At 45.1% G+C, this 21291-nt stretch carries 20 protein-coding genes; 10 read left to right on the top strand and 10 right to left on the bottom strand.

The window, feature by feature from the left end:
• The first annotated feature begins 97 nt into the window (after nt 1-97).
• Nucleotides 98-1375 (top strand): glycerophosphodiester phosphodiesterase family protein, encoded by a 1278-nt coding sequence (locus tag HQQ92_RS02520; RefSeq protein ID WP_173242857.1) that lies wholly within the window; start codon nt 98-100, stop codon nt 1373-1375.
• 88 nt (nt 1376-1463) lie between these two features.
• Here HQQ92_RS02520 and HQQ92_RS02515 read toward each other — a convergent pair whose 3' ends face one another.
• Nucleotides 1464-2030, bottom strand: a complete 567-nt coding sequence (locus HQQ92_RS02515; protein WP_028759331.1) for a phosphoribosyltransferase — start codon at nt 2028-2030, stop codon at nt 1464-1466.
• Between the two features lie 285 nt (nt 2031-2315).
• Nucleotides 2316-4082, bottom strand: a complete 1767-nt coding sequence (locus HQQ92_RS02510) for an alkaline phosphatase (RefSeq protein ID WP_173242856.1) — start codon at nt 4080-4082, stop codon at nt 2316-2318.
• 256 nt (nt 4083-4338) lie between these two features.
• Between HQQ92_RS02510 and HQQ92_RS02505 the strand changes: the two genes are divergently transcribed.
• Entirely contained in the window at nt 4339-4764 is a 426-nt protein-coding gene (locus HQQ92_RS02505) for an HPP family protein (protein WP_173242855.1), read from the top strand.
• 99 nt (nt 4765-4863) lie between these two features.
• Nucleotides 4864-5469, top strand: a complete 606-nt coding sequence (locus HQQ92_RS02500) for a DUF4274 domain-containing protein (protein WP_105250181.1) — start codon at nt 4864-4866, stop codon at nt 5467-5469.
• A gap of 27 nt (nt 5470-5496) precedes the next feature.
• Here HQQ92_RS02500 and HQQ92_RS02495 read toward each other — a convergent pair whose 3' ends face one another.
• The gene (locus HQQ92_RS02495) at nt 5497-6858 is read right to left on the bottom strand and encodes an MATE family efflux transporter (RefSeq protein WP_173242854.1); all 1362 of its coding nucleotides are present in this window, start codon (nt 6856-6858) and stop codon (nt 5497-5499) included.
• 412 nt (nt 6859-7270) lie between these two features.
• On the opposite strand from HQQ92_RS02495, the gene HQQ92_RS02490 reads away from it, so the two are divergent.
• Nucleotides 7271-8188 (top strand): alpha/beta hydrolase, encoded by a 918-nt coding sequence (locus HQQ92_RS02490; protein WP_173242852.1) that lies wholly within the window; start codon nt 7271-7273, stop codon nt 8186-8188.
• 83 nt (nt 8189-8271) lie between these two features.
• On the opposite strand, the gene lgt is transcribed toward HQQ92_RS02490, so the two are convergent.
• Nucleotides 8272-9051 (bottom strand): prolipoprotein diacylglyceryl transferase, encoded by a 780-nt coding sequence (gene lgt / locus HQQ92_RS02485; protein WP_105250184.1) that lies wholly within the window; start codon nt 9049-9051, stop codon nt 8272-8274.
• A 215-nt stretch (nt 9052-9266) separates the two neighbouring features.
• On the bottom strand, nt 9267-9737 hold the full coding sequence (locus HQQ92_RS02480; protein WP_173242850.1) for a cupin domain-containing protein: 471 nt from the start codon (nt 9735-9737) through the stop codon (nt 9267-9269).
• Between the two features lie 398 nt (nt 9738-10135).
• Here HQQ92_RS02480 and HQQ92_RS02475 point away from each other — a divergent pair, with 398 nt between their 5' ends.
• Nucleotides 10136-11044 (top strand): GGDEF domain-containing protein, encoded by a 909-nt coding sequence (locus HQQ92_RS02475; protein ID WP_173242848.1) that lies wholly within the window; start codon nt 10136-10138, stop codon nt 11042-11044.
• Nucleotides 11045-11204: 160 nt separating this feature from the next.
• On the opposite strand, the gene HQQ92_RS02470 is transcribed toward HQQ92_RS02475, so the two are convergent.
• Entirely contained in the window at nt 11205-13394 is a 2190-nt protein-coding gene (locus HQQ92_RS02470; RefSeq protein WP_173242846.1) for an OsmC domain/YcaO domain-containing protein, read from the bottom strand.
• Between the two features lie 258 nt (nt 13395-13652).
• The gene (locus HQQ92_RS02465) at nt 13653-13883 is read right to left on the bottom strand and encodes a hypothetical protein (protein ID WP_028759369.1); all 231 of its coding nucleotides are present in this window, start codon (nt 13881-13883) and stop codon (nt 13653-13655) included.
• 293 nt (nt 13884-14176) lie between these two features.
• On the opposite strand from HQQ92_RS02465, the gene HQQ92_RS02460 reads away from it, so the two are divergent.
• Nucleotides 14177-15841 carry a methyl-accepting chemotaxis protein gene (locus HQQ92_RS02460; protein ID WP_173242844.1) on the top strand — a complete coding sequence of 555 codons (1665 nt, stop codon included), beginning with the start codon at nt 14177-14179 and terminating at the stop codon, nt 15839-15841.
• 208 nt (nt 15842-16049) lie between these two features.
• Nucleotides 16050-16229, top strand: coding sequence for a DUF6435 family protein (locus HQQ92_RS02455; RefSeq protein ID WP_028759324.1), 180 nt, complete (start codon nt 16050-16052; stop codon nt 16227-16229).
• 31 nt (nt 16230-16260) lie between these two features.
• Here HQQ92_RS02455 and HQQ92_RS02450 read toward each other — a convergent pair whose 3' ends face one another.
• Nucleotides 16261-16662 carry a ribosome recycling factor family protein gene (locus HQQ92_RS02450; RefSeq protein WP_173242842.1) on the bottom strand — a complete coding sequence of 134 codons (402 nt, stop codon included), beginning with the start codon at nt 16660-16662 and terminating at the stop codon, nt 16261-16263.
• A gap of 164 nt (nt 16663-16826) precedes the next feature.
• Nucleotides 16827-17711: a LysR family transcriptional regulator gene (locus HQQ92_RS02445; protein ID WP_173242840.1), complete on the bottom strand. Its 885-nt coding sequence runs from the start codon at nt 17709-17711 to the stop codon at nt 16827-16829.
• 99 nt (nt 17712-17810) lie between these two features.
• Between HQQ92_RS02445 and HQQ92_RS02440 the strand changes: the two genes are divergently transcribed.
• The 3 genes from HQQ92_RS02440 (at nt 17811) to HQQ92_RS02430 (ending at nt 19736) form a co-directional block, all read left to right on the top strand.
• Nucleotides 17811-18434 (top strand): short chain dehydrogenase, encoded by a 624-nt coding sequence (locus HQQ92_RS02440; protein WP_173242838.1) that lies wholly within the window; start codon nt 17811-17813, stop codon nt 18432-18434.
• Between the two features lie 137 nt (nt 18435-18571).
• Nucleotides 18572-18817, top strand: a complete 246-nt coding sequence (locus tag HQQ92_RS02435; protein WP_006080205.1) for a DUF3297 family protein — start codon at nt 18572-18574, stop codon at nt 18815-18817.
• 388 nt (nt 18818-19205) lie between these two features.
• A complete protein-coding gene (locus tag HQQ92_RS02430; RefSeq protein WP_105250194.1) occupies nt 19206-19736 on the top strand; it encodes an SMI1/KNR4 family protein in 531 nt (176 codons plus the stop codon).
• 189 nt (nt 19737-19925) lie between these two features.
• On the opposite strand, the gene thrS is transcribed toward HQQ92_RS02430, so the two are convergent.
• A complete protein-coding gene (gene thrS / locus HQQ92_RS02420; protein ID WP_302051428.1) occupies nt 19926-21167 on the bottom strand; it encodes a threonine--tRNA ligase in 1242 nt (413 codons plus the stop codon).
• Nucleotides 21168-21291 lie beyond the last annotated feature (124 nt).

Below are 21291 nucleotides of genomic sequence, written 5' to 3'. Positions count from 1 at the left end.
TGTTTATGTCATAAAAGTAGGCTTTTTCAGTCACATTAACACTTTAGAGTTTCTGATTAATATTAATAATTTACATCATTACTCATAGGTAAATCTGATGAAACTACACCCTATTTCGTCGCTCTCACTCGGCCTGTTAATTACCACGAGCGCTTTATTAGCCGGTTGCAATAATGACGATGATAACGCCGCAGTCACGCCACCCACCAGCAAATCCGTTCCTGCTCAAGTGGGAGAAAGACCCTTATTCCTCGTACGTCAGATGCAAGACAGCACACTTAAAACCCGCTTAGAACAATGCACCACTGACAATTTTTATCGCAGCGAATTTTCCATAGGCCACCGTGGCGCGCCAATGAAATTCCCTGAGCATACAAAGGAATCCTACCAAGCGGCTATCGATTCGGGCGCAGGCATAGTCGAATGTGATGTCACCTTCACCGCCGATAAAGCTTTAGTTTGCCGCCACTCACAGTGCGATCTTGCCAGCACGACCAACATTTTAGCCATACCCGAACTTGCCAATAAATGTTCGAGCCCATTCACTCCTGCTGATGCCGCCAATGGCGTCAGCGCATCGGCAACCTGTTGCACTAGCGATATCACCCTCGCTGAATTTAAAACTCTCAAGGGTAAGATGGAAGGCAGCAATCCGAAAGCGACCACTGCGGCCGAATTCATCAATGGCACCCCAAGTTGGCGCACCGATCTCTACGCTGGCAATGGCACCTTGATGACCCACGCTGAAAGTATTGAAATGTTTAAAAAAGCCGGAGTGAAGATGATGCCTGAGCTAAAAGCGGCGAGCGTATCTATGCCCTTCGATGGTTTTACTCAGCAGGATTACGCGCAAAAAATGTTAGATGAATACACGGCGGCGGGCGTCGATGTTTCGCAGGTATTCCCCCAGTCATTTATTTTAGATGACATCAAATATTGGGTCGCCAACGCACCTGAATTTGCGAAGCAAGCCGTGTTTCTCGATGACAGATACGATTATAACAGCGCCTTTGATCCGCAGAACTCTGCCACTTGGTCACCATCAATGGCGGATTTAAAGACCCAAGGCGTCGAAATTATTGCGCCGCCACTCTGGGTATTAGTTGCCTTAGATGCGGATAAGAAAATCATTCCTTCGGAATACGCTAAGGCCGCTAAAGGCGCTGGGCTTAAGATCATCACTTGGTCGCTAGAACGTTCTGGTTTATTAAAAAATGGCGGCGGCTTTTACTATCAAAGCATTACCGAAGCGATAGATAACGAAGGCGATACCTTTAAATTACTTGATGTACTGGCGAAAGATGTCGGCGTGATTGGAGTGTTCTCCGACTGGCCCGCCACAGTGACTTACTATGCTAACTGTATGGATTTATAAGTCATCGATATAGAAAACAAAAAATGCGTTAACGATTAATCGTTAACGCATTTTTTTATTGCGAAAATAATCTATATCTCGCCACGAGCTATTTAAACAGGTGCTGGATATTCTTTAAATCGCCCTTACCTTCGGCAATTTCTTCAGGCGTTAAACCTGTAACTTCGTGCGGGAAAACTAACCAGTCTTCAGAGGCATGAATGTAATAGTCGGGTTTTAAAGGCACTGCGGTATTTTTTGGCTTGTAATAAGGGCAAGCGATACGGATATCGGTTGGCATATTTAGGCGCATCAGTTGGCTGAGTTTTTCTTTTAATGCATGAATACTACGGCCAGAGTCAAACACGTCATCCACAATCAACAAACCGTCACTCGCGTTCGCATTTTCAACGATGTAATGCAGGCCATGAACTTTGATTTCTTTGCTTTGTTTGTCGGTGCCAATCCCATAATAAGAAGAGGTACGCACGGCAATGTGATCGGTTTCAACTTGTTTAAAATCGAAAAACTCCTGTACCGCGATCCCGATTGGAGCACCGCCACGCCAAATACCCACGATAAATTGCGGACGAAAGCCACTCTCATACACTTGCGAAGCTAATAAAAATGAATCTTCCAGCAATTGCTGCGCGGTAACAAAATACTTTTCTGACATGACACAGTCCCCATCACATTGATTTTATTCTTAGGTCGTTAAAGCTTATGACCCCTGTAAGGTCTGTTCGGCGGGTAAAGGTTCCCAAAACACTAGAACAGCTTTGCCTTAGCAAGTGTAGGCAGCCGCCGAATTTTGGGAGCGAATTTTATACCAAAAAAATGCGATGTGCTGCAGTAATAGTAAGAACTTGCGTGACAACAGACATTTATTTTGCCTTTTAAAGCCAAAAGCAACAAAAAGGCCACCCTAAGGTGGCCGATAAACAACGAATAAATACCTGCGTTAAACGATAGGGGTAATCACATGCTCGCCCACTTTGGCCTTGGCGCTATAGCCACGTGCCGTTGCCGCTTGGAAATCCTTCGACAAAATGGTATCCACATAATGCCAGTCGCTGCGCACCTCATCAGCGGTAAAGGTGAGCGTCATAAAGCCTCGGTCTTTTAAGTTAGCGTACTTAAGATCTGGCACTAACTCGACGATTGCCGCCTCGGTCGCGGGGATCTGTTCCGCTGGCAGATTCAAGTAATATTCAAGGCCTGGCGATGATACTGAGCTAGTCGCAAACTCCACCCCAACGGTATCGCCATTCACGTCTTTAAGCTCGTTAGCCCATGCATTATGGGTGTCACCCGCGATCACAACTAGGTTAAGATTTTTCGATTTAGCCGTACCTAAAATCACTTCACGCTCATATGCGTAACCGTCCCAAGCATCTAAGTTATATGGAATGGCTGGCAATTTCAGCAGTGCAATAACTTCTGGGGTTAATAGGGCTTGATTAGCTTGAAGATATTGCAGCTCTTGGGCGGTCAGCGTGGGATCATTTGCCGCCACACGGGCCGCTAACTCAGCTAAAGCCCCTAACATGGCAAATTGGGGAATGCTCATCTGCTGAGTGGCAATCGCCGCAGGCAATGACATCTTACCCATTAATACCTGCTGTCCCAGTACCTGCCACTTGCCTGTCGACTGTAGCAATATGCCCTGCAACCATAATAATTGCGTCAGCCCCAGCATAGTGCGAGTGGTCGAAGTGACATCGGCAAGGAAACGCTCTCCCGCAAACGAGCCCGTGGTAGGATCCATATAATCGGCATAATCGAGCTGTTTATCACGGGCCAATACGCGAGTATCCAACATATGCAGATCGACGAGATTGCCGTAACTGAAGCTGCGGTAAATCTCTTCATGGTTCCCTTCACGCCATGGGCGAATCGGTAACCACTCGAAATAAGCTTGTAGTGCCGCTTCTTTACGAACGGCAAAATCCCCTTCGCCTTCGTTGTGATTCTCGGCACTATCACGCCAAGTATCATTGGCCACTTCATGATCATCCCACACTGTAATAAAAGGCACTTTCGCGTGTAACTTTTGCAGACTCGCATCGGTATGGTACTGACCATGGCGAGTACGGTAATCACTCAACGTCAGCAACTCATTGGCGGGTAACACTTCACGCCCCAATTCGGCAGCATGCTCACTGGCATAACCACCGCGGGCATATTCATAGATGTAATCGCCTAAATGCACCACAGCATCTAAATCATCCTGCGCCGCCGCTAACTCATAGACGTTAAAATAACCGGCAGGAAAGTTAGCACAGGACATCACGGCTAATTTGACTGAGCTAACGTCACCCTCAGGCAGAGTGCGGGTTTTACCCACAACTGAGGTTTTATCACCCGTCATAAAGCGATAAAAGTAGGTTTGCCCGGCACGTAAACCACGGGCATCAATCTTAACCGTGTAGTCACGGCTCGCATTAGTGACAGTCTCACCTGTGGTCACTAATTGACTAAAGGCCGCATCGCTTGCCACTTGCCAACTCACTTTTACATCGCCCTCAGACTCAGGCGTGACACGGGTCCAGAGGATCACGGCATCGACTGCCGGATCGCCACTGGCAATTCCATGTAAAAATTGCGCGGGTACAGAATTATCATCATTACTATCACTACAGCCCATCAAGCCGTAAGAGATCACAGCAACACCAACACCTTTGGCCGACATAGCCAAAAAATCACGACGAGTTACGGTACGATTCATTATTATTATTCCTTGTTAGAAAAGGCTTCACTGGTATGAGGTCTAATAAGACCACGATTGTGAGATATCACTGTTACACATTTGTGACATCTTTGTCAGCCTTTTATGATATCTATCAATTCAAACACTTATACTGGATAGCGTACTTTATTTGTGCAGGACTGGCGTAGCTTACAGAGAAGCTGCTAACATCGGTGCAGGCTAACGCAGCGTGTGAAATGCACGCCAGAGAATGGCAAGAAAAGGAATTTATACAATGAAAGTCAGCGATATTATGAGTGATCAAGTCATTTGCATCAGCGATGGCGCCAGTTTAAAAGATGCCCACCATCTGATGCAAACCCGTGGCGTACGCCACTTACCTGTGATTTCTGAAATTGATGGCACCCTCGTTGGCGTACTCACCCATAAAAAGATGATCGCCAGCGTGATGACTATGTTGAACAAGTACGGCCAAGGCGCGCTCGAGCGCAAGGAACGATACACGCCGATCACAACTGTGATGGATAAAGACTATCAGCATCTCACCGCCGACGAGCCTTTAACTGTGGTGGTGGAATATTTTATCGAGAACAAACTTGGTTGCCTGCCCGTCGTCGATGCCGATAAAAAAGTGCTCGGTATCGTCACTTCATCGGACTTTATTAAGCTGTGCCGTACCCTACTGCAACAGCAAGCGTAACGTTTTACGCTCCTTTTCTTCTATGTCAGCCTTTTACTACGTAAAGGCTGGCGTTGTATTTTTTATAAACTGTATTTTCTATAAAAAGAAAGGATTCCCTTGGCTAAATTACTCTCCCAGGAACAATTTATTCGCGCCTATGAATGCGCAGAATTTGGCTGTTTTGCCAATCAACAACAACTCGCCAAATTACTCGCCGATCCCGATTACGACTTTTTACATCAAGACAGTACCTACTTTGGCAAAGCGGCGACGCAAATCACCTGTATCAGTGACTTACAAAGTATGGAGGAATTGCATTTTGTCGCGGCCAACTTGAATTGGGATAACGATGATCCCGACATGGTCAGGGCGATTATCGAACATCCACTCTGCGACGCAGGTACCGCCTTATTACTCTACTGGTACGGACAAGGCTTTTATTACTCCACGCCAGAGACGCTCGATACACCTTTTGGACAGCTATTCAAAACCATAACCGATAGATTTGTTGAGCGCGGCTATGCCAGTTATAAAATCCATTTTGACCCGATTAAAGAATGTTTTATGCCCTCATTAGAAGACGTTCTTACTAGAGGATGCCAAATTCCAGGGGCTATTTTTGCCCCCTACAGCACTATGGAAATCGAAACCTATGAAGGGCATCCAAGGTATCTACAATTTAAAAATGAACTACTGAAATCGGGCAAATGGGGCAACCAATAAGCGTTGACCTTTTGATATCAGAACAGTTTAAGCTGGGGTTACTGGCGGAATACGCGTAAAACGCTGCCAGCGACCCGAGCGCCAACGCTGCACCATAATCAATCCACGCACCCATTCATCTGCCGCAACGGCCAGCCAAGCAGCCAACACGCCATAACCTAAATGCAAGCCAAAGAACCAAGCAAAAAATACCCCAATACCCCACATACTAAAAAGGCCTATACGCACAGGGAATGCCACATCACCCGCGCCCTTGAGCGCCGAGATAATCACCAGATTAAACACTCGCCCTGTTTCAAGGGCGATGGAACCTGCCAGTAATAACGCCGTCAGTTGGATGACTTCTTCGTTCTCACTCAACCAGCCGACAATAACGAATCGCTGCCAATAGAAGACTAATACTATGGTCAGTGAAGCCACAAAGCCCACCAAACAGTAACGCTGCACCCGAGTAGTGATTTCATCGAACCATTGTTTACCCACATAGTATCCGGTCTGAATTTGCGTCGCCTGCCCGAGTGCTACCGCAAAACAATAGATAAAACGGCTAATATTCAAGCCATAGGTGTAGGCCGTGAGCGATAAAGTGCCCATCTGGCTGATAAAGTAGATGATGGTCATCTGAGCCACATTGTAAGACAGCATCTCGCCAGCATTGAGCAGGCCAATACGCATCACACTCCAATAAGTGCTGCGCGGTAAAAGCTTAAGTCGTTGCAGTGGCAGCGGAATTTGCTTATGCCGGATCACCATCAGCATGATACACGCACCGATGATCTGGCTGGTCACTGTCGATATCGCCACCCCTGTTACCCCATAAACAGGTAAACCAAAAGGTGAATACAGGGCAATATAATTACCGATCACGTTCATTAAGCCAGTGCTCGAGGTGACTAACATGGCCGAGCGGGTAAAACCGTAACTACGCAAAATAGCGGCGAAGGCAATGTTCATCACTAGCCCTATGCTCAAGCTGCCGCAAATCACTAAATAGTCATATCCAAAACCAGCCACATCGTGCTCAAGCGCAAATAAGCCGATAATGCCCTTAGCACCAAAGAACATAGATGCACCCATGACCAAGGCTAATACCAAACTCAATACGACACTCGCCACGCCTATGTCTATAGCCTGCTGCGGTTGGCCTGCCCCATTGCTTTGGCTAATCAAAATACTTGCGCCCGTACTCACCATCATGGACATGACCATCATGAAGAACATCAACTGAGTCGTGAGTCCCACCGCGGCAACCGCATTATCGGAATAATGGCTCAGCATAAAGATATCGCTGATCCCAAGCAGAGATTGCAACAAGGTCTCGATAAAAATCGGCCACGTCAGGGCAACTATGCCCATGCGCTGTTGCAATGTTTTGGGTGCTTTTGCCACGAAAGATTCCTGCAAATAGAGAACGAATAACGAGTGTGATCGCTGGCTCAATGTGTCGCTCAAACAGCATCTTGGCAACCTATATTTTAGCCAAGAGACTGAAACCCACTTTCACAAATAGACATCAAAGTGCTATCGAACGCACAATCAGGCGGACATTTAAGCGCATTAAGCCTGACAGTCAATTAAGTTGGTAATTTTCTTACAAGACACCCTACAACTCAATCTGTAATAGTGAAAAAGATGCCGACTGCAACCGTATTCATTACTGAGTTAATACCAAAGTTAATTTCCGCAATCATGATAGAGCTCATGGCTGAGTGTGAATCTAGGCTACCAATTCAATTAAGCTGCCGATAAACTCAGCCCATTGCAGAACAGCCGAGCGCACTAAAAATTGAGGGAGTATTAAATGAGCCAACTCTATTTAGAAGAGGGAATTAAACAATTAGTTAGCGAGTTTATCGCGGCGGGTTGCCCATCGGTGCGAGAGCAAACCATTGAGCAACGTAGACAAGGTTATATTGCCAGCACTGTACTCGCAGGTGAGCCTGAAGAGGTGTTCGAAGTGCGTGCAATTTCCATCGATGGCGCAGAATTAACTCTGTTCAAACCCTCGGCGGCAAACAATTTACCTATCGTCATTTACTACCATGGTGGCTGTTTTGTCAGTGGCGGCGTTGAAACCCACAATCAACAACTGCGAAAACTCGCCAATGATTCTGGCGCACTGGTGATCGCCGTTCGCTATCGCCTCGCCCCAGAACATGTTTATCCCGCAGCCCACGACGATGCCTGCCATGCTGCAGAAGTCATCTATCAACATTGCCACCAATGGGGCGGTGATAGCACCAATATTACCCTAATGGGCGACAGCGCTGGCGGCCATTTAGCCCTAGTCACTTGCCTGCGTTTAAAAGCCAAAGGGCAATGGTTGCCACAGAAACAAGTGCTTATCTATCCTATGCTCGATGCCACCGCGAAGAGCCAAAGCTATAGCGACAATGGTGAGAAATACATCATCACCCGCGACACCTTGCTAACAGGTTTCGATCTGTATTTAGATTGGCACCCCAGAACCGATGCAGAAGCCAGTCCACTACGCCGTGATGACTTAGCAGGCTTACCCGAAACCCATATCATCACCGCCGAATTCGATCCGCTCGTCGATGAAGGTGAACAGCTATTTAGGAATCTATTAGAGGCTGGCGTCAATGCCCACTGCCGTCGTTATCTTGGCGTCATCCATGGCTTCTTCCAACTCTCGGGCGTGAGCCGTTCCGCTCGGGATGCCATGGTGCAGGTGACCAATATAGTGAAGACAGCCTAACGTCATACTTGATGATTAATTCATTCATAAAAAAGGCTTTCTATCTAGATAGAAAGCCTTTTTTAACCGTTTGATATTCAGATTTAAACGGTTTTCTTTCGATACGCCAAGAACAACAAGACTATACCTACGGCTAAAAACGGTAAGCTCAAAAGTTGTCCCGCACTTAAGAAAGTTTCAGAGTAAGCCGCTTGGCTAACTTTAATCGACTCAATCGCAATTCGCGCACTAAACACCGACACCAGAAACAGGCCGAAAATAGCCCCATGTCTTTGTTTAATCTGCGTGTATTGATACAAAGCATACAGACCAATAAAGATAGCTAAATAAGCGAAAGCCTCATAGAGCTGTGCTGGATGTCTTGGCAACATGTCGACACGGGCAAATATAATGCCCCAAGGTTGAGTCGTAGGATCGCCTAAAATCTCTGAGTTGGCGAAGTTTGCCATACGCACAAAAAAGCCAAAAATGGCAGTGGCGATAGCGAGTCTGTCCAACAAAAACAGGAAGGGTAGCTTCACTTTACGTTGGTAATAATACAAGGCAAGAATCGCGCCTAAACCACCACCGTGGCTGGCGAGTCCGCCTTCCCAAATCGCCAAGATTTTAAGCGGATGAGCAAAGTAATAAGTCGGATCGTAGAACATACAATGGGCCAAACGCGCGCCCACAATAATGCCAACCACACAATAAATCAGTAAATTATCAAGGGACTCAAGATCGAGATTTTCCTTGATATAAATCCGCTTCATCACCTGAAAACCAGCAGTAATAGCAAGAGCAAACAGGACTCCATACCAATGTATTTTTAGTCCCATAAACGAGATTAATACAGGATCGAGCTCCCACACTAAGTGTTCCAAATTCAATTACTCCATAACACTTGGTACATAGAGGTACGCCAAAAAGCATGTTTTACGTGGTTAAACGCCAATAGACAAGCCTTGTCGCGGGGATATCTTACTATTGAGTCAAATTTAATGACTCAGAGCGACCTTGGTTTTGCCGAATGAGGCAATGTCAACCAAGTTACCATTTAACGAATCAACTGGCTAAATTTAACTGACTTTAGCGCCCCCTACCTGCTCAGACGTTGGATGATGTCACTATGCTGTGGATATTGGGCTAACAAAGTTTGTTGGCTAAACAGCTCAAAATCATCAAAGGTAAAACCGGGCGATACCATACAGCCCACTAATGAAAAACCATCTTGATTCATGGCTGAACCAAAGATACAGCCCTTAGGGACTAAAAACTGTGGCCGCTCGCCCGCAGCTAAATTAAGCCCTAATTGCGCCGTCGTTAGCACCCCATCAGGATCAATCATGTAAATCGTCAGCGATTGCCCCGCATGGAAATACCACATTTCATCAGCTGTCAGACGATGGAAATGGGAAACCTCTCCCGTACGCAGCAAAAAATAGATACTGCTCCATAATGCCCGAGTCTGATCAAATGCCGTTTCTGAACGATAGGATGAGCGGTAATAACCGCCTTCAACATGCTGCTCTAGCGCTAAATGTTCAATAAAATCATCTGCAGTATGCATTATAAATCCCTGTGTAAAATTAAAACCACAATTAAGGCCCTAGATTCTACTCGAAAATCATCTGTCCACTAAACACCGCAATGAAGCTTTTTGAACATAAGCACAAACGCTAAAGTTCAAGACATCACGACTGACTCGATACGATCGCAGGACTTAGGTTTTAAGCCTCAACAGGGATACAACTCTGCGCCATCGAACGCTCTGATGCCTTGGTAAAATCGCGACGACAAATAAATTGTACGGCATATTGTTATGGTTTGTTGTTACCCACAAAAGCGGCTAAATTGTAATGAGTTCGCAGGATGCATTCGCGGCTAAAGCGCCAAAGAGTAGTTTATCTATGATAACTTGGACACGCGGACTTAAGGTTGGGTGATTTTCCACAGGGATTTTAATCGATGATCAAAATAGAAGAAATGGCTTTAGTCCTTGATGCACTTCCTGATCCTACTTTTGTTCTGTCAAAAAGTGGTAAATACATTGCCGTCTTCGGTGGTAAAGATGACCGTTATTACCACGATGGTAGTGGCCTAATCGGCTTGTATCTTAGCGATGTGTTAAAGGCTGACAAACTCAATTACTTTTTACAGGTTATCGACAGTGCATTAACCAGCCGAAAATTACTGATCGAAGAATATGAATTGAGCAATAAAGATGTCAAAGGCTTACCCGATATAGGCCCTGAACAACCCATTTGGTTTGAGGGACGCATTCAAGCACTAGACTTTCTGGTTGATGATGAGCCTGTGGTGCTTTGGGTCGCCAGTAATATTTCCAAGCGGCATGAACTTGAACTGCAACTACGTCAACTAAGCGATACCGATCAGCTGACAGGGCTGTATAACCGTCGCCGCTTAGAACGTGATTTAACCTTTCAATTCGATATATTTCAGCGCCACCGTATTCCCACCTCAATCTTGATCCTCGATTTAGACCATTTAAAGTCCATCAATGATCAGTTGGGTCATTATGCTGGCGATCAAATCATCATCGCGGTTGCCGAAACCTGCCGAACTCAATTTAGAAAAACCGATAGCGCGTATCGTTTTGGTGGCGATGAATTTGTGATTGCCCTACCTGGGGTAGAGCATTCGCAAGCGGTTGAATTTGCAGAATACCTCTGCGATTGCTTTTACACTGAACTGCAAAAATATGCGGTCAATGGCTTGTTTGCCACCGTAAGCATTGGAGTCGCCTCTATCGAACCATTGGATAAGTCCTATGAAGAAACGCTTAAGCGGGCTGATGCCGCCTTGTATCAAGCTAAACGTAACGGCAAAAATCGAGTTATATCAAATACAGCCTAAGCGGGCTGAACATTTCAAACCACACATAGCAATAACAAGCGCCCTTAATAAATGATAGCCACAAGTGCTCATAAGAAGCGCGAATCAAAAGAGCAACAAACAAAAAAGCGAACCAAAAGGTTCGCTTTTAAACACATGAAGCTAATGCCAAATAACAGAATTAATTCAGGTCTTTCGCAGCTTTACGGGCTTGATGCAACTTCTTATAGCTTTCAATCAATCTTAAATGCGGCTCAATGCCTTCGAGCTGCATGCTGGTCTTAGTTAAACCATAAAAACGCACTTTTCCTGTGACTGAGCCAACGACATTATCCATCACTTCTTTACCGAACATACGGTTGAAGTTATGGATAAAATCATCAAGTTCTAACTCTTCATCTAAGGTCACTTCCAGCACAGCATTCATGGCTTGGTAGAACAGGCCACGTTTAACGGTATTGTCGTTAAACTGTAGGAACTCACCGACCAGCTCAATCGCGTCTTCGTGTGCACCAAGTGCCAAATAAATCAGAATCTTAAGCTCAATAATCGTCAGTTTTCCCCACACGGTATTTTCATCAAATACAATGCCGATTAAGGTGCGAATATCCGTGTAGTTATCGAGTTGGCTTTCTTCTAAACGGTTGACCAAATTAGCCAATTGCTTAGTGCTTAACGAATGCAGATTTAGGATATCTTCACGGTATGCCAGCGCCTTGTTGGTGTTATCCCAAATCAAATCATCAACTGGATAAATCTCCGAATAATCAGGTACTAAAATACGGCACGCCGATGCGCCTAAATCGGTAAACTCAGCGATATACACCTCTTTACCTAACGCTTCTAAGATCCCAAACAGGCCGTCAGCTTCTTCTTCGCTGGTGCCAGAAAAATCCCATTCGCAGAATTCATAATCAAATTTACTGCTAAAGAAGCGCCATGAAATCACTCCTGTTGAATCAATAAAGTGCTCAACAAAGTTTTCTGGCTCGCTAACCGCCATGCTGTTAAAGGTCGGTTTTGGCACATCATTTAAGCCTTCAAAGCTACGGCCTTGCAGCAATTCAGTTAAGCTACGCTCTAACGCCACTTCAAAGCTTGGGTGCGCGCCAAAGGAGGCAAATACACCGCCAGTTTTCGGGTTCATCAGGGTGACGCACATCACTGGGAACTGGCCGCCGAGTGAGGCATCTTTAACCACAACCGGGAAACCTTGCTCCTCTAAACCGTTAATGCCCGCGAGGATGCTTGGGTACTTTTCTAGTACAGACATAGGCACATCGGGCAGGACAATTTCTTGCTCAATGATTTGACGTTTTACAGCGCGCTCAAAAATCTCTGACAAGCACTGCACATGGGCTTCTTGCAGGTTATTACCCGCACTCATACCATTGCTTAAGAACAGGTTTTCAATCAGGTTCGATGGGAAGTAAACCGTTTCACCGTCAGATTTACGGGTGTAAGGAATCGCACAAATGCCGCGCTTAACATTACCCGAATTAGTATCAATCAAGTGCGAGCCGCACAGCTCGTCATCTGGGTTATAAATCTCTAAGCAATAGTCATCGAGAATACCCGCTGGCAGCGCATCGTCTTCTTCTAACGCAAACCACTTTTCATTGGGATAATGCACAAATTCGCTATTGGCGATTTCAGCCCCAAAGAATTGATCATTATAGAAAAAGTTGTTATTCAGACGCTCAATAAACTCGCCGAGTGCCGAGCACAGCGCGCTTTCTTTGGTCGCGCCTTTACCATTGGTGAAACACATTGGCGAAGCCGCATCACGAATGTGCAGTGACCACACGTTCGGCACTATGTTACGCCATGACGAGATCTCAATCTTCATTCCAAGATCGGCGAGCATGCCCGTCATATTGGCAATGGTTTGCTCCAGCGGCAGATCTTTACCCAGAATAAAGGTGCTCGATGCGCCATTAGGCTGGCCCATTAACATGGCATTGGCGTCTGAATCTAGGTTCTCAACGGTTTCAATTTTAAATTCTGGACCCGTTTGCACCACTTTTTTAACCGTACAACGGTCAATCGAGCGCAAAATACCTTCGCGATCTTTCTCCGAAATATCTTCGGGTAACTCAACTTGAATTTGGAAAATCTGGTTGTAGCGATCTTCTGGATCGACAATATTGTTCTGCGACAGTCTAATGTTATCCGTTGGAATATCACGGGCTTTGCAATATACCTTCACGAAATAGGCCGCACACAGGGCTGACGACGCTAAGAAATAGTCAAACGGACTAGGCGCTGAACCATCACCTTTGTAGCGGATTGGCTGATCGGCGGTCACGGTAAAATCATCAAACTTGGCTTCAAGTCTAAGATTGTCGAGAAAATTAACTTTGATTTCCATTGAATATGATTTCCACTAAATATGCGAGTCTGTAGCAGCCCATCGACCAAGTCGCGTCATTGGTAATGAGTCATTAAGGGTGAATTATCGGTGTTTTTGGCCCATTAGTCTTGGGTTAATTATGTTAAAAACCATAATCAGGGCATTTACGGCTGAGCTTGACGGTTTGAATAGCAGGGTTAAGTGAGTACTTAGATTGAGTCTCAAGAAGGCGAGGAAACCAATGAGTCGCAGAGTAACACTCTGTGCAAAAACACATTATGGATGTTTTTCAGTTTCTCGCTTAACCAACAGAAAGGTTAAATACATCTTAGTCGGTAATGACAAGGCCATGCCAAAGGCGACACACATGGCGCTGATAATAATCCCTTGCACGCCCATCGCCTCAACGGTTTCATTAAAGTTATGCAAGTAGATGCCCAGCGCAATAAGACAAATACCCACACTAATGCAGATTTTCAGCGTTAGGATCAACTTTTCATTTGTCACAACCCTGCCCTTACTGTTCGCCACTATCTCCACCAGCACACCAGCCTGCACCAGCTCTAGCTAATTTTGCATCAATTTTAGCTAATATAGTGAACTCATTGGGCCCATATAGTGTTGATAAAGATCAAAAGAAAGGCCTAGATTCACAGCATAGTTAACGATTTTGGAATAAATCAACAGCGCGCATTTTATCGATTTCCATTAAATTTTTGTTAACTTAAACACTTAAGAATGCGGGAAATTAGTTATACTGCCCTGCAATAAAAGAGATGTTCATCATGGAGTCGTCAAGCATGTCTAATTTCAGCCTACGTAATAAATTACTGCTGTTGTCGTTATTCCCTTTAATTTTTACTTTGTTCGTACTCATGACAGTTTCTTATTATGTCGAAAAAGACGCCCTTGCAGATGAAGTGACGACCTTTAGAACTAAGCTCATCGGTGAACGTAAAACACAAATAAAAGAAGCCACCGAAATTGCCGCAGGAATAGTGCAGTATCAGTTGTCTTTAAAAGAAAATGGCAATGTAAACCAAGCGCTCCGTGATATCCGTTTTGGCAGTTCTGGTTACTTCTTTATTTACGACTCCCAGGGTAAAAACCTGTTCCATGCCGTCATGCCCAACCTCGAAGGGCAAAATAAAATTGATATGACAGATCCCCGCGGTACTAAAATCATTGTCGGTTTACTCGATGCCGCTAAAAAAGGGGACGGTAACTTCTCGTTCTACTTTCAAAAACCCAATACCAATGAGCAAATTGAAAAAATCGGTTACTCCATGATGATCCCTGGCACAGACTGGATGCTAGGCACGGGAGTCTATATCGATGATATCGACACTGTCGTTGAGGATTATCGTGCGACGGTCACTGAGCAGATGATCGAAAAATCCTATGCCATTCTGTTAATTGCGCTGTTACTCGCCGCGATTACTACCGTTGTTATTCTGATCACCGCCCAACGTATGGTCGCGCCAATTAAAAATATGGCGGACAATTTAAACGACATTGCCAAAGGCGAAGGCGATTTAACCAAACGTCTTATTGTGAAAGGTGAAGATGAAATTGCACAATTAGGTCAATCCTTTAACCTGTTTGTCGATAAACTCCAAACCATCATAGGCGATGTGGCAAACGCGACGGCTAAAGTTAAAACCGCCGCCAACGCGATTCACGATCAAACCAAAGTCATGTCGAGCCAACTCATCAGCCATAACAATGAAACTGATCAAGTGGTTACCGCTATTACTGAAATGTCAGCCACCGCCAGCGAAGTAGCGCAAAATACCACGCAAGTGGCTGAAGCGACTCACGCTGCCACTGGCGATGTAGCCAATGCTCAGCGCTGCGTCGATGCTTCTTTAGAAGAAATTTCGGCACTCATGGCGCAAATCAACAATGCGGCGGGCAGTATTCAATCCTTGAGCGAACAGTCTAAAAAAATCAACAACGTGCTGTCAGTGATTGGCGGTATTGCTGAGCAAACGAACCTATTGGCATTAAATGCCGCCATCGAAGCGGCCCGCGCCGGAGAACAGGGCCGAGGCTTTGCCGTGGTGGCCGATGAAGTGCGTAACTTAGCGAGCCGAACGCAATCAAGCACGCTAGAAATCAATGAGATGCTGTCAGAACTGCACAAGCTTGTGGCGCTAGCGGTGAAAACGATGGAAGAAAGTCAGCAAAGCTGCGTACGCTCGGTAGACTCATCCCGTGCAATTTCTGAAAGCCTAGGCTCAGTGACATCGGCGGTCACGGCAATTAACGACATGAGCACACAAATTGCGACTGCTGCCACGGAACAAAGCTCTGTGACCGAAGAAATCAATCGTAATGTGTTCGCCATCCAAGAGATTGTGAATGAGTTACTCCATTCCAGCGAAGATGCTGCCAGAGTCAGCCAAACCGTGTCGCAGGAAGGTATTAACTTAGGTAAGCTCGTCGGTCAGTTTAAGATTTAAAAATATTTTCAATGGGTTGCAAGCTAGATAAGACATAGCAATCCATTAGTTTGCTGCAAATGTAAGATAAGGTCTCAGCCTTGCTGAGACCGATGGCAGTGGAATTGAAGGATTGTGAGATCGTGGGATTTTTTAATTTCAAAAAGTAAAACTTAAATCCCATTGCCTACGTATATAAGTCCAAATACCCAATCCAATAGAAATGGCCATGTTCTCAATATTTAAGAAAAATCCCTTAAAAAAATTAACTCAGCAATATAACGCCAAGCTTGAACAAGCTATGCATGCCCAGAGAAAAGGCGATATTAGATCCTACTCAATGCTGACCGCTGAAGCCGAGCAAATCGAAAATCAAATAAAAGTGTTAGAAACAACAAGCCATAAATAAATCTTCAAAGCAAAAACACTCAGCAGACAAACTACCAAGAGTCAGCTTGAAAACGTGCCAATCTGGCCTCTGTGACTGTGCATTGGGTCAATTGCATCAACTCACCTAAGGTAATCGCAGGGTTGTCTGTGATAAGCCGAATCAGCTTAGCGTCTAATGGTTCAAGTTTGTCTGCATGCTGCAGTAAAGCTGACTCAAGCTTTTGAATAAGATAACGAAATGCGCCATCGGCCATCAGTAGCTGCTCGGCTTTTAAATGCGCACAGCAGGATTGGATCTTGATCGCCGCGCCAACCATGCACCAATTCCTTGAACGCCGCACACGCTTAAGCTCGCAATCATATTGGGTTGCAATCGCTTGAGCTTGTTTAACCGCCTCCCGCCCAATTCGATGAATCAGCGAGGGCAGCGAGATACTAATGTCGTCGTTCATAACGCTTGGTTCATCGCCGCTCTTTTATGCCTGCATGGGAAAAGCCTGCTCGACTTTACATTCAAATACAAAAATTCAATGCGCGGCAGTGTACTCTGCCTCACTTTATTCTAAAAGCTCCGCCCTCAGCCGGATAAGATCCGATGCGATTACGCTTTGACTCATTAACCCACATATTTTGAGTGAGTTTCACACCAAGTTTGTAGCTTATTTTGTAAATCGCGCAGCTTCTTTGGGTAATGGCTCTGCTTGGCATAAACCATATACAACTCATGTGGATAACATTGCCATTGGGGAACAAGCAAAGTGAGTTTGTGCTGAACGATATCCTCCTCTACCAAATAATAAGGCAGGCTAGCGATACCTGTACCACTCAAAGTAAGAAGATGTGTAGTGGCATAGTTTGAACTGCACAGTGCAGGCTCAAAAGTGAGCGTGAGACTGTCCCCTGCGAGCGGTTCAAACACCCACTGTGTTTCGCCCGAAGACAATAGACGATAATGGCGTAAATCATCAGGGTGACGAACCTCTGCGGCGGGATGTGCGGGCGCAACCACTAAGACATGACGAATTCTGCCAAGATATCTGGCGATCAGATTATCGCTGTGCGCAATGCTTGTTCTTAAGGCGAGATCAAACTTGCCGAACTCAACATCTTGAATATTCTGCTCAAAACACAGTTCGAGTTTCACTTGAGGATACTCAGCAATAAACTGAAGCAGCATAGGACTCAGCAATTTTTTGCCCAGTTCCGTTGGAGCGGTAAATTTTAAAGTACCACAGGAGTCCTGCGTTAAATCCTGCACTAAACGTCCAGCTTCATTGGCCAGCCTCTCGATTTCGCAGGCTTTACCATATAACGCTTGCCCTGCTTCGGTCATTGATACTCGCCGAGTGGTTCGGTGGAGTAATTGACAACCCATTTCATCTTCAAGGGATTTAACATGGCGCGACACTAAGCCTTTAGAAGCCCCGAGTTGTTCAGACGCAGCGCTAAAACTGTGCATTTTGGCAACCAGCATAAATGACTGCAGATGAGTGAGATTCATCAATTAAGCCTATTAACGAAACAATGTGGTGATTATATGCGCTTTTTCTATTTAATTAACTAGACTATCCTCAATTTGTATTCAATTTAGGAGCATGTCATGAAAATAGTCGTAGTGGGTGCATCAGGCACAATCGGACAAGCCATAGTCCGCTTATTTCATTCAACTCAGCATGAAGTTATTCAGGTAGGGCGAACAACGGGGGATGTCCTGATAGACATTCGGGATGAACATTCACTCCATCAAGGGCTAGAAAAAATCGGTAAAGTCGATGCAATGATTTCGGCCATGGGTGATGTCGTGTTTAAACCCTTCAACGCTATGACCCAAGCAGACTGGTACACAGGGCTCCAAAGTAAGTTATTGGGGCAAATACAGTTAGTGCAAATAGGTAGCCAATACCTCAATGCTGGGGGCAGTTTTACACTGACCAGTGGCATTATTGCCGATGTCCCAGTAAAAGATGGCATCAGTGCCGCCACAATCAATGGCGCACTTGAGCATTTTGTTACCGCCGTCGCGGGTGAATTACCTGCGCAGCAGCGGATAAACATTGTCAGCCCAACGGTATTAAGCGAGTCATTAGCGAGCTATCAGGACTATTTTCCCGGTTTGAGTGCAATCAATGCCGACATATTAGCCAAGGTTTATTTGCGCTCAGTCATGGGCAGAGAAAACGGCCGAGTGCTGAAAGCCTTTTCCAGCTGCGGCACAGTGTCCTAACAGCAGTGTCCTAACAGGACAACCGAACCTTGTAACGCAAGGCGCGTAATCAGTCACAGTTAAAGTCTTGAGCGTTGCGCTGGGATTGCCTACAATAGCGCACGCTTTTTCACTATAGACAACGACAGATCACGACCATGACCGACACAACATCATTACCTGCTTTACCGGATCGCCTTTCCGTTAACCCACGCAGCCCACACCATGTGGCAGAAATTTTCGAGCACGATATCGGTATTAAGCTCAACGGCAAAGAGCGTTTTGATGTCGAAGAATATTGCATCAGTGAAGGTTGGGTAAAAGTGCCAAGCAAATCCTTAGACCGTCGTGGCCAACCTCTTTTGCTCACAGTAAAAGGCACAGTTGAAGCATTTTATCGTTAAGCTTTAGTGCAAAGAGCTGGATCATAACAACGGCCAATCTAATTGGCCGTTTTTGTTTGCCCAGCAGCAAATGATACTAATTCAATACTACTTGCTGAAACTGCACCAGTGCAGTGAACGACTATTCGGAACAGCTATCTAGTCGGTTTTTGGCGAAATGGATTAAATCAAATAGCATTATGCATGCCTACTTATTTGAATATCATTAAGTTTATTTGGGGATTCGCTAGAGAAAAGCGTTAGAGAGAGAGGAGAAATAGTTGATGTCTCGGTAACTCCAATATATAAAGGTCCTTCCAGAATACCGGCAGGTATAACAGTGAATGCTCAAGGTAGTGGTGGTTTCTTTGAAAGCATTACTCTTCTTAATCCTCGTGGAATGTAGATCATGACCCTATCTGTATTAAATAGCATTTTAGTTCCCCCTAACTTCCCTAATGAATCTGGGATTGGTAACGTTTGGCCTTCTATAGATGAAGGTCTTAGTTTTCCCCGGGATTACATTGCGTTTATTAATCGTTATGGCACAGGAAGAATTGCCGATTTTATAGCGATATTCAATCCATTTACTACGAATTGTGACCTTGATTTTTTTGAGCAGAAGAAATCAATCATTGAGGATTTCAATTACCTTAATAATGAAGACCCAGAGTATTTTAAATATAACCTCTATCCAGACATTAATGGCCTTTTACCAGTAGGCGTAACGGATAATGGTGATTGCATATTTTGGGTTGTTTCCGATCTAAAAGACAGTGAGACATGGGGCACTGCAATAATCGCATCTAGATCGCCAGATGTAGAATATTTTGATGAAAATATAACCTCTCTATTGACTGGTTTATTGTTAAGAAAAATAAGATCAGGATCATTACCTAATAGTTTCCCTCCTAAAAATGTTACCTTTGAAAAAATTTAAACAAAAAATAAATGGTCATCCGCAATAAATCATGGACCGCCACGGCCAACCACTGCTACTCGCAGTAAAAGGCACAGTTGAAGCCTTTTATCGTTAAGCTTTAGCGCAAAGAGCCGGATCATAAAATGAGTAAAGGCTAGCCGTGGGAACCCTAGCTAGCCTTAGATAACAAACACCGCCTTCCTTAGGTTATTGTTTGCGCAATAGTTTATCCGCAAGATAGTCAGCTAATTCAGCAAGAGGGATATGAGTCATCACACCGTCTTTGCGGCACTTAACTGACACACACTTCTCGGCCTCTTCTTTATCCCCAACCGTTAAGATATAAGGCACTTTTTGCTTGTGAAAGCGTTTCATTTTGCGGGCAACTGAGTTTTGACTGATATCAACCAACACTCGCATGTCTCGTGCTAAACATAGTGCGGCTAACTGACGGACAAATTGGCTGTTTGATTCATTTACAGAGACAATAGCAACAGGTACAGGATGTAACCAAACAGGAAGGTTACCCTGTGAGACTTCCAAGAGAATCCCCAACCAACGCTCGATAGAGCCATACATAGCTTGGTGCATAATCACTGGCCGTTCGAATTCACCTTGCTCATTTGTGTACTGAACATCGAATCTTTCAGGCAAATTGAAATCAAACTGGATAGTGCCACACTGCCAGCGTCTTCCCATAGAATCTGTCAGTGACAATTCAATTTTGGGACCATAAAAAGCCCCTTCGCCAGCTTGATACTCGGCATCAAAGCCCTCAATCTGGCAGGCTGAATCCAATAGCTTTTGTGCTCGGCACCATTGCTCATCGCTGCCTAATGCCTTCTCAGGTTTAGTCGATATTTTTACGTCTAAATTATGGTAGCCGTAATCACCATAAACCTGCTTTGCACGCTGGAGAAAACCACGTATATCCTCCTCTGCCTGAGACCAACAGCAAAAAACATGGGCATCATCCTGAGTGAACTGGCGTGCGCGCAGGCAACCATTTAACGAGCCTGAGGATTCATTACGGTGCACCAAGCCAAACTCAAATAGTCGCAGTGGCAAATCTCTATGGCTATGTACCCCGCGCTTAAACAGCAAAATATGGGCAGGACAAGACATAGGTTTTAACACATATTCATCGATGTTTTCCTTTCCGCCACCGAAAAACATGTTCTCTGCAAACATGTCCATATGCCCAGACGTTTGCCATAACTCCTTCTTCATAAAAACAGGCGTGTTCACTTCCTCAAAACCATTTCGGCGATACACGCGCCTCATGTGCTCTTGAATATCTCGGAATAACGCCCAGCCATTCGGGTGCCAAAAAATCATACCCGGCGCCTGTGGTTCAGAGTGAAATAGGTCAAGTTGTTCTGCAATTTCGCGATGTGTTTTCATCATTCTCTCCTGAGTAAATCTGAGTAAAATCTGAGCGAAATACAAAACCAAGGTATAAAAAAACCCTCTGGCGATGTCGCTCAGAGGGTTTTTTTAAAGACGCAAAAAACTACCCCCCGAGAATTCTCGTGGTGGTAGTGGTGGTGTTAATTGCGCTTACGTATATTTT

This window comes from Shewanella sp. DC2-4 (assembly GCF_013248875.1).
Classification (GTDB): domain Bacteria; phylum Pseudomonadota; class Gammaproteobacteria; order Enterobacterales; family Shewanellaceae; genus Shewanella; species Shewanella oncorhynchi.
The sequence above is the reverse complement of the archived record's forward strand: the minus strand, read 5'-3'. Positions and strand labels throughout refer to the sequence as shown.